This window comes from Variovorax sp. 770b2, from assembly GCF_900115685.1.
Taxonomy (GTDB): Bacteria; Pseudomonadota; Gammaproteobacteria; order Burkholderiales; family Burkholderiaceae_C; genus Variovorax.
Genome location: NZ_FOXJ01000010.1, coordinates 47,355 through 59,776 on the forward strand (window position 1 = coordinate 47,355; position 12,422 = coordinate 59,776).

Annotated in this window: 6 protein-coding genes; 3 read left to right on the forward strand and 3 right to left on the reverse strand. The window is 69.7% G+C overall.

Annotated elements, in window-relative coordinates:
* The first annotated feature begins 246 nt into the window (after positions 1-246).
* Together pbpC and BM133_RS31980 are read left to right on the forward strand one after the other, a co-directional pair.
* Positions 247-2,484 (forward strand): penicillin-binding protein 1C, encoded by a 2,238-nt coding sequence (gene pbpC, locus BM133_RS31975; protein ID WP_093443161.1) that lies wholly within the window; start codon positions 247-249, stop codon positions 2,482-2,484.
* Positions 2,481-3,947, forward strand: a complete 1,467-nt coding sequence (locus BM133_RS31980) for a TPM domain-containing protein (protein ID WP_093443163.1) — start codon at positions 2,481-2,483, stop codon at positions 3,945-3,947. The genes pbpC and BM133_RS31980 overlap by 4 nt, the downstream gene beginning before the upstream one ends.
* A gap of 10 nt (positions 3,948-3,957) precedes the next feature.
* Here the strand turns inward: BM133_RS31980 and BM133_RS31985 are convergent, their stop codons facing one another.
* The 3 genes from BM133_RS31985 to BM133_RS31995 form a co-directional block, all read right to left on the reverse strand.
* On the reverse strand, positions 3,958-8,847 hold the full coding sequence (locus tag BM133_RS31985) for a CapA family protein (protein ID WP_093443165.1): 4,890 nt from the start codon (positions 8,845-8,847) through the stop codon (positions 3,958-3,960).
* 113 nt (positions 8,848-8,960) lie between these two features.
* Complete coding sequence (locus tag BM133_RS31990; protein WP_093443167.1) at positions 8,961-10,007, reverse strand: OmpA family protein; 1,047 nt, start codon at positions 10,005-10,007, stop codon at positions 8,961-8,963.
* A 419-nt stretch (positions 10,008-10,426) separates the two neighbouring features.
* The gene (locus tag BM133_RS31995; protein ID WP_093443169.1) at positions 10,427-11,305 is read right to left on the reverse strand and encodes a LysR family transcriptional regulator; all 879 of its coding nucleotides are present in this window, start codon (positions 11,303-11,305) and stop codon (positions 10,427-10,429) included.
* A gap of 132 nt (positions 11,306-11,437) precedes the next feature.
* Here BM133_RS31995 and BM133_RS32000 point away from each other — a divergent pair, with 132 nt between their 5' ends.
* The gene (locus BM133_RS32000; protein ID WP_256219424.1) at positions 11,438-12,421 is read left to right on the forward strand and encodes a DMT family transporter; all 984 of its coding nucleotides are present in this window, start codon (positions 11,438-11,440) and stop codon (positions 12,419-12,421) included.
* Position 12,422: the final 1 nt, after the last annotated feature.

Consider the following 12,422-nt stretch of genomic DNA (forward strand, 5'->3'; position numbering starts at 1 on the left):
TGGTTATGAAACCGGGCTCGCCTCCTGCGAGCCGGTAGGGCATTGAAGGCCACGCCGGTACGCGTTCGGTTTCTCCATTGAAGCCATCGCGTGAAGTTCGTTACCGGATGTGGAATCTGCTGTGAACTTTGGGTCGAAGTCGTCGCGCCGGCAAGGCGGCGAGCCACCCGTCGCCGAGTAGGCGAGGTTCCCGTGGTGCATCGCAGAGAATGCGGGCAACCGTCCTGAACCATCCCCTTGCCTTCGATGCAGTTGCTTGCGCTTTCCATTCACAGGGCCTTCGCCGTGGCCGTGCTGTCCGCGGCCTGCGCGCACCCCGCCTGGGCGCTTGCGAGCTTCGAGGACGTAAAGCGCGATTTCCGTTCCTCCGACACCGCCGTGCTCGACCGCAACGGCGAACTGCTGCAGCGCGTGCGCACCGATGCCACCGTGCGGCGCGGCCAGTGGATCGCGCTGGCCGACGTGTCGCCGGCCCTGCGCGCGGCCATGGTGCTGAGCGAGGACCGCCGCTTCTACGAACACAGCGGCATCGACTGGCGCGCGGTGTCCTCCGCGGCCTGGGGCAACCTCTGGAACACGCGCACCCGCGGCGCATCGACCATCACGATGCAGCTCTCGGGCCTGCTCGACGAGGACCTGCGCCGCGCGGCCAGCGGGCGCAGCTTCACGCAGAAGATCGGCCAGACCGTGGCCGCCGCGCAGCTGGAGCGCAACTGGCGCAAAGACCAGATCCTGGAGGCCTACCTCAACACCGTGCCGTTCCGCGGCGAGATCGTGGGCATCGATGCGCTCTCGCGCACCCTCTTCAGCAAGGCGCCCAGCGGCCTGGACGCGCGAGAAGCCGCCGTGGCCGCGGCGCTGGTGCGTGCGCCCAATGCCAAGCCCGCGCTCGTCGCGCAGCGCGCCTGCGAGGTGCTGCGCGCGATGGAGCCCGAACAGAAGGTCGATTGCGACGCGATCGACATGTTCACCAGCGCGGCGGTGCAGCGGCGCGCCTTCGATGCGAACGAAGGCATCGCGCCGCATGCCGCGCGGCGGGTGCTGCGCGAGATGCGGGATGCGGCAACCACGGCTCCGGTGGCCCTGCCGAAGGGAAAGGAAACCAGCGTTCGCACCACCTTGCGCGCGCCGCTGCAGCGCTTTGCGCTCGACTCCCTGCAGCGCCACCTGCGCGAGCTGCGCGACCGGCACGTGGAAGACGGCGCGCTCGTGGTGCTGGACAACGCGAGCGGCGAAGTGCTCGCATGGGTCGGCTCCTCCGGCCCCTTGAGCCAGGCGGCCGAGGTCGACGGCGTGACCGCGCTGCGCCAGCCCGGCTCCACGCTCAAGCCGCTGCTCTACGGCCAGGCGATCGCCGAGAAGCGGATCACCGCGGCCTCGCTGATCGAGGACTCGTCGGCACAGATCAGCACCGCGAGCGGCCTCTACATTCCGCAGAACTACGACCGCCAGTTCAAGGGCCCCGTCTCCGCGCGCACCGCGCTGGCCGCATCGCTGAACGTGCCGGCGGTGCGCACGCTGGTGATGGTGTCGCCCGAGTCGTTCGCGCGCAGCCTGCGCGCCGCCGGCCTGCCGCTGCGCGAGAGCGGCGACTACTACGGCTACAGCCTCGCGCTCGGCAGCGCCGAGGTGTCGCTGCTGTCGCTCGCCAACGCCTACCGGATGCTGGCCAACGGCGGGCGCTACGGCACCACGACGCTGACCGCGCGGCCGCCAGCGTCTGCCGCCGACAAGGCGAAGGCCGCGGCCGCCCCGCCACTGCTGGATCCGCGCGCCGCCTTCATCGTCGGCGACATCCTCTCCGACCCCAACGCGCGCACGCGCACCTTCGGCCTGGACAGCATCCTCTCCACCCGCTTCTGGACCGCGGTGAAGACCGGCACCAGCAAGGACATGCGCGACAACTGGGCCGTGGGCTGGTCGCAGCGCTACACGGTCGGCGTGTGGGTGGGCAACGCGAGCGGCGCCTCGATGTGGGACGTGAGCGGCACCAGCGGCGCGGCGCCGGTGTGGGCCGAGGTGATGCGCTTCCTGCATGCGCGGGAGCCCAGCCGCGCGCCCGCACCGCCGGCCGGCCTCGTCGAGGCGCGCGTGGAGTTCGGCCCCGCGGCCGACGGCAACGCCATCGAGGCTGCGCGCAGCGAGTGGTTCCTGCAGGGCACCGAGCAGCCGCTCTTCGCGCTGGACACCGGCATGGCGACCGACGCCTTCGCCGCGCGCATCACCGCGCCCTCGGACGGCACCATCATCGCGCTGGACCCCGACATCCCGCCGCTGCGCCAGCGCGTGCGCTTCGAGTCCGAAGGGCGCGGCGTGCAGTGGCGCATCGACGGCAAGCCCTTTGCGCGCGGCAACAGCGCGCAGTGGCTGCCCTGGCCCGGGCGCCATGTGATCGAACTGGTCGATGCCTCCGGCAAGGTGGTCGACCAGCGCAGGCTCGAAGTGCGCGGCGCGGGCGTGGTGACGAAGAGCGCAAACAGATGAAGGCGTCGCGCATCGGGTTCGGCTTTCTGCTGGCATGCGTCGCGATGCTCGCCTGGCTGCCTGCCGCGCAGGCCAGGCCGCTGCCTGTGCCCGCCATGTCGTCGCGCGTGGTCGACCTCACGAACACGCTGCAGGCTTCCGAGGCCGAGGACCTGCGCCAGCAGATCGACGCGCTCCAGACCGACACAGAGGCGCAACTCGCCGTGCTGATCGTGCCGACCACCGGCGAGGACTCCATCGAGCAGTTCGCCACGCGCGTGTTCGCGGAGTGGAAGCTCGGCCGCGAGGCAGAAGACGACGGCGTGCTGCTGCTGGTGGCGCTGAAGGACCGCCGCATGCGCATCGAGGTGGGCACCGGCCTGGAAGGCAGGATCACCGACATCCAGGCCGCCCGCATCATCGACCAGCAGATGACGCCGCGTTTTCGCAGCGGCGACTTCGCCGGCGGCATCCGCACGGCGGTGCAGTCGCTGTCGCTGCTGATCGGCGGCACGCTGTACGGCACGCAGCCGTCCGGGGCGGTCGAGCTGCCGCAAGCGCTGGACATCGGGCCGTCGGCTGACAGCGCGCCGCCAACCGCGGGCGGCGTCACGCCCGCGGGCTGGGCGCTCTTCGGCGTGCTGCTGTGGAGCACCGCCATCGGCGCATGGCATGGCCGCCGGCGCGCGAAGCCGGCGGACACGGCCCAGGAGTGGCTCGCGCACCGCACCCCGGCAGAGGAGAGCCCGGCCCACGCCTCCGGAAAACGCAAGAAGCGCCGCAAGAACGCCGACCGATCGCGGCCACCGGTGCCGGTGGCGGCGCCGGCGTCCGCGCCGTTCAAGCGCTGGCCGTTCTCGATGGCCCTGCTGGCCGCCGCGCCCCTGGTGGCGGCGACCGTGCTGGTCAGTCCCGCGCTGCTTGGAATGCTGCTCCTGCTGCCCGCGCCGATCGGCTTCGGCCTGGGCATCGCCTGCAGCCGCTCGGCGTTGGCACGGATCATCACCGCCATCGCCGTGCTGCTGATCGCGGCGCTGACCTTCGCCGGCAAGGTCATGAACCCGGACGACCTGGCCCTGGGCATGATGTACACGGTCATCGCGGCGATCGGACTCGCCTACCTCGCGGCCGTCGGCCTGGGCGCGCGCAACGCCTGGCGCGAAAGCCCGCGGGGCTTCTGGGCCCGCCTCCTCTTCGTGCTCGGGGCCATGGCGATCCTGGGCTGGAGCTTCTACGAGGGCGACGCCGACGAGCTCGCGCTGCCGCTGCTGCTGGTCGCCGCCGTGAGCGCGGCCTTCGCGTTCCTGCCGAAGGCCTTCAACCTGGAGAGCGACGGCGACTCCGGCGGCAGTTCCGACGACAGCGGCTGGAGCAGCAGTTCGTCGAGCGATAGCTCGTCATCGTCCTCCTCGTCGTCGTCTTCTTCTTCCTCGTCGGGCGGCGGTGGCTCCAGCAGCGGCGGCGGTGCGTCGGGCAGCTGGTAGCTGCGCAACGTCAGGCGCGTGCCGGCGGGGTCGGTGCGGACGGCGCTGCGACGCGCCGGATCACGACAGCCGGCGGCATCGGTGGCGCGGGCTGTTGCAGCTTTGCCAATGCATGCACGATCTGCCAGAGCTGCATTCCGTTGGAGCCTTTCAGGAGCAACAGGTCGCCTTCGCCGATTGCATCGAACAGCGCGCGCTGGAGGTCGGCGAGCGTCTCAGGCGCATGCACGAGCGATGTCGGCGGCAAGGCCGCCGCGAGCCGGTCGCGCAGCCTGTGCATGTGCGGCCCCCGGAGGAACACCAGTGGAGGCCGGCATTGCACGATGTGCGCGACGAGCTCCTCGTGGTAGCGGGCGGCATCGCTGCCCAGCTCCAGCATGTCGCCGAGCACGAGCACCTTGCGGCCACCGGCACACGGCTCCCCGGCCATCATCGCCAAGGCCATCGTCATCGACAGCGGGTTCGCGTTGTAGGTCTCGTCGATGAGCCGGAAGCGCCGCTGCCCGAGCGAGAGTTCCAGGAGCTGGCCCCGCCCGGCCACCGCCGCGAACGATGCAAGCTGCGCCGGAACCTTCGCTTCGTCGAGCGCCAGGGCGCGCGCCACCGCGAAGCACACCAGGCTGTTGATGGCCATGTGCCGCCCTTTCGCACCCAGCATGTACGAGAAGGTCTGGCCGCGGTGGCTGGCCGTGACCTTGCCGGACATGGGGTCGTGCGCTTCGAGGCGGACGTCCGCGCAAGCCGCCTCTCCGTAGGTGAGCACCGTGAGCCGTCGCGCCCGAGCCCGTCTCAGCAGATAGTCGAAATGATCGGTGTCGGTGCACAGCACGGCGATGCCGCCGGGCCGCATGCCGTCGAAGATGTTCGCCTTGCGCCGCGCGATGTCCAGCACCGTCTGCCCTTTTCCCAGGTGCGACGGCGCGATGTTGGTGACGATGGCCAGGTCGGGGTCCACCAGCTTGATGTTCTGGAAATTCGGCGCGTTGATGCCGCTCACCGCGGTCTCCAGCACGACGAGGTCGGTGTCGGCCGAAACGTTCGCCAGCATGGCGAGCATGCCCACGCGCGAGTTGTAGTTGTCCAGCGTCGAAAAGACGCGATGCGAAGCTGCGAACGCATGCGCCAGCATCCGGCACACGGAGGTCTTGCCGGCGCTGCCGGTGATGGCCACTACCCGGCCCCGCAGGCGTTGCCGCGCCGTGGCGCCCAGTTCGATCAAGGCGTGGATCGAATCGTCGACCATCAGCACCGGGAAGTCCGGGGCCAGTCCTTCCACGGGCTTGCTCAGCACCGCCCCAGCCAGGCGCCGCTGCATTCGCACAAGCCGCGCGCCCGCTTCCGCATCCATGCGAGTCGGCGCGGCCGCATAGCGCTCGTGCAATGCGCGCGTGGGTTGATCGGACACAACGAACAGTGCCGGTGCCGGCAACAGATCCAGGAACGTGCGGCCGCGCGCCACCGAGCGAACGAACCATCCGGGCGGCGGCTCGACCAGCCAGGTTCCGCCGGTAACAGCGGCCACCTGCGCGGCGTTCCATGTCTGGCCGGGCACGTCCGGCAGATCGGGCGGCAACTCGTCGGGTGCTGTCGCGCGGTAGCGCGGTGGCGGCGGATACGTCTCCACGGGCTGCGGCGTGACCTTGCCTCTGCGTGCTGTGAACGGGATCGGCGACCCCACCGACACGCCCGCGAAGTCCCCCGAGGTGCCAACCCAACCGATCACGAGCTGCAGTTGCGCGTCGTGCAGCGTATTGCCCGCTGGAGGACGCAGGCCGCAGTAATCGCGGTAGATCACGCCGGGCTGCCAACGGCTGGTGGGCCACATCCAGTCGCAGGGGTCGTGGTCCATGGCGGCGCCCCATGACGGCATCGTGGCGGGCGCGAGGGGCACCGCGCGGATGTCCAGTCGCCAGTCGGTGTCGAGGGGCTGGTCGATCTGCGGGTCGATCTGCCAGAAGGTCTCGACGAACAGCAACTGACGGCCTTCGACGGCCTTCGGCGCCGCCTGCACGCCGAGCAGGCGAAGCGGCCCGAACGACAGGGGCGACGCGAGCTTCGCCTCGGACGGCACGGCGTCCACCCGCCATTCGTCGCGCGGCACGGACACGGGCCGGATCGCCTCCGGCCGAACCGCCACGGAAGGCAGGTCCGGCAGCGCTTTGCGCGCCCTGGGCGGCGGCTGAAGCTCGAGCACGCACTGGCCCGTCGGCGCCATCGTGAAGGCCGATCCCAGGTCCGCGCATTTCTGCAGGAAGCGGCCCGCCGAGGCCGCGGCGCGTTCGCCTTCCAGCTGCACCGTCTGGCCGAAGCCCGTACCGATGGGCGTGAACATCACGCGCCGCACGCCGTCTTCGGTGAGCTGCAGCGAGAACACGCCGCCCTCGTCGTCGTCGCGCCGCACGGCGTCGAACAGGAAGTCGCCGGCGTCGTGGACGATGGGCCGGTCCCTGTGGATCTCGACACCCTGCAACATGTGGGCCGATGCCCCCAGCACCGCGTCGGCACCGGCCTCGATGATGGCGTGGCCCACGGCGATCTCTTCGCCGCCGGGCGCGGGCTCCTGGTTCTTTCCCCAGTGCACGGCCACCAGCACCACGTGCGCCTGCGCGCGGACCGCGGCGATGCGGGGCGCGAGGCATTCGAGCCACGCGGCCGGCGCGGACAGCGGCAGGTACGCGCTCCCGCCCGTGGTCTCGCCGGCCGCGAAGCGCGGCTGGGTCGCATCGATGACGAACAGCGCCACGTTGAGCGCGCCCACGCGGCGCAGCACCGGCTTGAGCGCGGCTTCGAGCGTCGCGCCGGTGCCCGCGTGGCCGATGCCTGCGGCGTCCAGCAGGCTCGCCTGCTCCAGCAGCGCCTGGACACCGTAGTCGCCGCTGTGGTTGTTGGCGGTGGCGACCACCTCGATGCCGGCCTCGGTAAGGACGCGCAGCATCTCCGGCCGCGCGCGGTAGTAGTAAGGCGTGGCCTCGTCTTTCTCCACGCCCTGCGCGCCGAGCGTGGAGACTACGCATTCGAGGTTGACGATGCGCAGGTCCGCTTCGGCCAGCACCGGCACTCCGCCAAGCACGGCAGCCAGGCCCACCTCCTGCGTGCGGTAGTGCTGCCGGCGGCCGAGGTTGACGTCGCCGCCCCAGGCCACCACGGGTCCATCGGCCGGCGGCAGCAGCCGGGGCGCGGGGGCATCGCCCACGCCCGGGGCGGTTGCATCGACATTGTCCTTTCCTTGCTGCAGCAGCTTCAGGTACGCCACGTAGCCCGAGAGGTAGTGCTCCACGTCGTCGATGCGCACGCGAAAGCTGTGGTGCTTGATGAAGAACGAGCCGGCCACGCGGTCGGGGTTGCGGAAGAACATCGCCAGCTCGGGCCAGAAGTGGCCGTTGGCGAGGTACCGCGCGCGGTGCTCCAGCGCGCGGTCGAACTTCTCGCGGTCCAGCCCCTCCAGCAGCGGGCGCAGCGCCGGGTCGGCCTGGATGCGCAGCACCATCTCGCGCGCGGCCATCATCAACTCCAGCAGCGTCGGGAAGGTGGTGATGCGCTCCAGCACGAAGTCCAGGTAACCGGCCACGTTCTGCAGCCCGAACCGGTAGTAGCGCGTCTCGGGCCGGTAGCGCGTGAGCTCGTTCACGCAGTAGCTCAGCCAGTGGTCGTGCGCCTCCCAGTGCCTGGCGGCGATGAAATGGTCGAAGGCTTTTTCCACCACCGAGAGCCAGCGCTCGTCGCGCGTGAGCCCATAGAGGCGCATCAGCCCGAAGGCGGCCTCGCCGTCGTAGTAGATGACGCGAAACGCATCCTTGATGTCCAGCTTGGGGAAATTGAGCACGTGCACGAAGCGCCCGCTCTTCTGGTCCTGCATGGCGCGGATGCCGAGCGCGAGCTGCTCCATGAGGGTCATGTACTGCCGGTCGCCGGTGAGCTCGGTGTACTTCACCAGCGCGAGCAGGCAGACCGCATTGCCGCCGAGCTTGACCTCGTTGCCCACGTCCACCAGCAGCGCCGCCTGTGTGCCGTCGGGCAGCGGCACCTGGCGGATCAGGCGCTGCGTGAGGATGCCCAGCGAGCGGTCGATGGCCGCCTTCTGCGTGGCGCTGCGCGTGAGCTCCCAGGCCTCCAGCATCGCGTAGGTGGTGCTGGCGTGGCGCAGGGTGTTGTAGGTGGGAATGGCGCGGTCGAAGCAGGGAAACCAGCCGTAGTGGAATTCGCCGGTGGGCTTGACCTGTTCGGCGAGATAGTCGCTCGCCGAATCGATCAGCTGGCGGACCTGCCGCGCATTCCAGTGGTCCAGCCGGCGGTAGCCCGCGGCCTGCCCTTCGGCGGTGATCGGCCACGCGCCCTCTGCATCGACGTACACGGCGCGGGTGGTGAAGCACCAGACGGGCGCGGCATCGTCCGCGGGAAAGTCGATCTCGGCGCCGAAGCGGCGCTTGGCATGCAGGCGCAGGTTGGTGGGGTTGGGCAGCGCGTGCTCCACCTCGCCGCTGTAGAGGACTGCGGCGCCCTGCATCTCCTGCGCGAGCAGCGCGTGCTTGAAGCCTGCATCGAATGCGATGCCGAGGTTGAAATAGTTGCGCTTGGTTTGCGCCAACTTCGCTTTCAACTCGCCCCAACTCATGGCCGTGACCGTGTCGACGATTTCCGCGCGCAGGCGCTCGGGCAGCCGGTCGCCGCGCTTTGCCTGGACGGTGGCCGCATCGGCGGCCCGCTGCCATGCGGCTTCGATGTCGGGTCCGCGTCCGGCCACCACGCGCGCGCGGCTCTCGCCTTCGCCCATGGCGAAGAACACCACGCATCCCGCCTCCGCCGTGGCGGGCGACGCAGGGGGCAGAACGCCCTCGACATCCGCCAGGGCAAGCCTGGCGCGGTTCAACAGATCGGCGAGGGGATTCGGGTCGTGCGTCATTCCACCGCGGATGATGACAGGCCACGGCGCCGCCTGCCATCCCGGCGATCCATGATCCGAGCGTGGCCAGGCACTGCCCGGGTGCTGTTCAGGTGCTGCTCAGGTAACCGGGTCTAGAGCCGCAACAACTCCACGCGCCGGTTCTTCGCGCGGCCGTCTTCGCTCGTGTTCGGCGCCACGGGCTCCTTGGAGCCGGCGCCGCGCGAGGTGAAGCGGCGCCCGTCCACGCCCGTCTTCGCCAGCGCCGCGATGACCGACACGCTGCGCCGGCGCGAGAGGTCCGCGTTGTGCGGCTCCTCGCCCTGTGCATCGGTGTGGCCCACCACCTGCACGCGCAGTTGCGGGTTGGTGCGCATGAGCTTGGCGATCTCGTCCAGCGTGGGTTGCGACTCGGGCTTGATCGTGTCCTTGTCCAGGTCGAAGCGGATGCCGTAGAGGTTGACGCGGCCGGCTTCCGCCAGGCCCTTCTGCATCGCGGTGGCATCGACGAAGACGATCTTGTCGGCCTCCATCGCCTTCGTCTCGACCACGCGCACGAAGGCGAAGTTGCCCTTGCCCGGCGTGCTCTCGGCCAGCGCGATGCTGGCGTACACCGTGCCCGCGGGGCCGTCGTACTGCGCGAGCACGTAGCGGCCGCTGTTCTCGAAGTAGTTGCTGACGAACTGGCGCCCGCGGCCGATCTGCGGCCACTCGGGCGTGTCGATCGCGTTGGCCAGGCCCGAGACGTCGGTGTACGGGGTCTCGCGGTCCGGGTCCTTCCTGTAGCAGCTGCTGTCGGTCGTCGCGCAACTGAACTTCAGCTGGAAGCCCTTGGCCTTCAGGCTCGCCTCGTAGTTGCGCTGCACCTCCAGCAGCGAGCGCCCGTCGGGCAGCTTGTAGTAGTAGAGCGAGACCTTGCCCGCCACCTTGAGCGCATCGGGATTGGTCTTGTCCCCGTACTTGATCGGCCCGCGGATGAGGCCGACCTCGTCGTAGGCGTTGCTCTGGAACGCGTCGAGCACGGAGCCTTCGTAGCGCCCGACCAGCGGATGGTCCTTGGCCGGCTCGGCGGCCGATGCGAAAGCGGCGGTCGCCAGCAGCGCGACGCAGGCCAGAAGGTGGTGCCAGCGAAGGCCTGTGCGGCCGGTCCGGGTGGACTGCGGCGGTGAAAGATGAGCCATGTAGTTTTCCGTTTTTCCAATGCAGATCGCGCCCCGGATGGGGCGCGATTCAAAGGTAGCGGCGACGCGATGGACCGGTCAATAAGCCGTTCGTCATGCCCCGTAAGAAGAAACTCGTAAGAACGGCGGTGGGCAGATGTAAAAGTCGCGGGAGGGTTCGTTCGGGGTGGGTGCACAGGCCATCGGGTACTCCCCTCCGCGAATGTCCCCCGGGCTTCGCCCTCCTCCTTTATTTTGCTGCGGGGAGCACCCGACGCCCTGCGCACCGGGGCACGCTGCTGGTGATCGCCGATCAACGACCGCACTGAAGCGCTCGCGCCGATGGTGGGCCCTGTTTCGCGAAATAAAGGAGGAGGCGAAGCCGGGGGACATTCGCGAAACAGAGCCCACCGTCGGCGTGAGTGCCGCCCTGAATGACTTCAGGCCCACGCCTCCATCACCGCCCCCCGCACCGCATCGACCGACACGGCCCGCTTGCCATCGACCGACGCGATCCAGCACAGCCACGTGTGCGACCGCCACCCATTCCAGATCGCAAGCTCGCCATTGCGCGCGCCTTGCTCGGCTTGGTCCAGCCGCATCAGCCCCGCGCCCATGCCGCTGGCGACCATGCTGCGGATCGCGCTCTCGCCATCGGCGGTGCGGCCCTGGTGATACTCGCGGCCTGCGCTCGCGAAGAGCTTTTCGAGGTGCACGCGCAGGATGCAGGACGTCGGCGTGCCCACCCATGGCAGGTTCACGAGTTCGTCCAGCGAAAGATCGGGATGCGCCTGGGCCACCGGCAGCGGCAGCACCACGGTCAGGTCGACCACGCTCAGGCGCCGCAGCTCCAGCCCTTCGGACTGCTCGCTGTCGCTGAGCACATAGGCGCAGTCCAGGTCGCCGCGCTGCACGCCGGCCAGCGTCTCGAACGACAGCCCCTGCTTGAGCTGCAGCGTGACCTGCGGATGCCGCTCGGCGAGCTTCACCAGCACCTCGCCCAATTTCAGCGACACCGGATCGACCACCGTGCCGAAGCGCACCACGCCCTGCGCCGCGCCGCGCAGCTGGTCGGCCGCCGAGCGCATGCGCGTCGCCGAGGCCAGCGTGCGCTCGGCTTCGTCCAAGAGGCTGTGGCCGGCTTCGGTGGGCACCATGCCGCGCGGGGTGCGGTCGAAGAGTTTCACGCCCAGCTCGTCTTCCAGCGCCTTGAGCTGCGCGCTGACCGCCGGGGCGCTGGTGAACACGCGCTCGGCGGCGCGGGTCAGGCTGCCCTCCTTGGCGATGGCGACAAAGGTCTTGAGTTGGTAGAGCTCCATGGGGCAAATTGTGGGCGCTTCGGTCCGATTCGGCCATTCGCTTTTTTGGAGGGGCCCGTCCAAAGAAGCGAATGGAAATCGGAGCGCCGAAGCACGATCCTTGGAGCCATCGATTCATTGCAAAGGCTCCCCGTGTCACTCCCTCTGTCCCCTCGCCAACGCCTGCTCGGCATCGCCGCGCTGCTGCTCGCCACCTCCAGCTGGGGTGGCATGTTCCTGGTCAGCAAGGGCGTGCTGCACCACGTCGAACCCGTGTGGTTCACGCTGATCCGCTACAGCATGTCCGCGCTGCTGTTCGTGCTGCTCATTCTTCCGCGCGGCATGGCGCCCTGGCGCAAGCTCAGGCTGCACGCGGGGCCGCTGGCGCTGCGCGGGTTCGCGGGCTTCGGCGTCTTCAGCGTGATGCTGCTGGTCGGCCTTGCGCATTCGGTGCCCTCGCACGGCGCGGTCATCGTGGCCACCACGCCCATGACCACGCAGCTGCTGCGCTGGGCACTCGACGGCGTGCGCCCCTCGCGCACGACGCTGCTGGCCTCGGCGCTCGCGCTGCTGGGCGTGGCCATCGTGTCGGGTCTGCTGTTCGGCGATGCGGCGGCCGGCGCCTCGACGCTCTTCGGCGATGCCGTCGCCTTCGTCGGCACGCTGGGCTGGGTCTGGTACACGCGGGGCGCGGCGCGCTTTCCCGGGCTGGACGTGATCGAGTACAGCGCGCTCACCGTGCTGGCCGCGTGGCCGCTGCTGCTGGTTGCCGCCGTCGGGGCCAGCGTGCTGGGACTCTCGCAGATGCCGAGCGTGGAAGGCCTCAGCCTGTCGTGGGAAGCGCTGCTCTACGTGGGCCTGGTATCTTCGGCCATCGCGGTGCTGGCTTTCAACTTCGGCGTGAGCAAGCTCGGGGCCGTGACGGGCACGGCCTTCTTCAACTTCGTGCCGGTGTCGGCGCTGCTGATGAGCATGGCGATGGGCAAGATGCCCACGGCGAACGAGGCGGTCGGCATGGCGATGGTGATCGGCGCGCTGCTGCTCCATACCGCGGCGGGCCGCAAGGCTTCTGCGGCACCGGCTGCCCCGATCGCGGCAACGCTCCAGAATCGCGGCACCTGCGCAGCCACTTCATGAC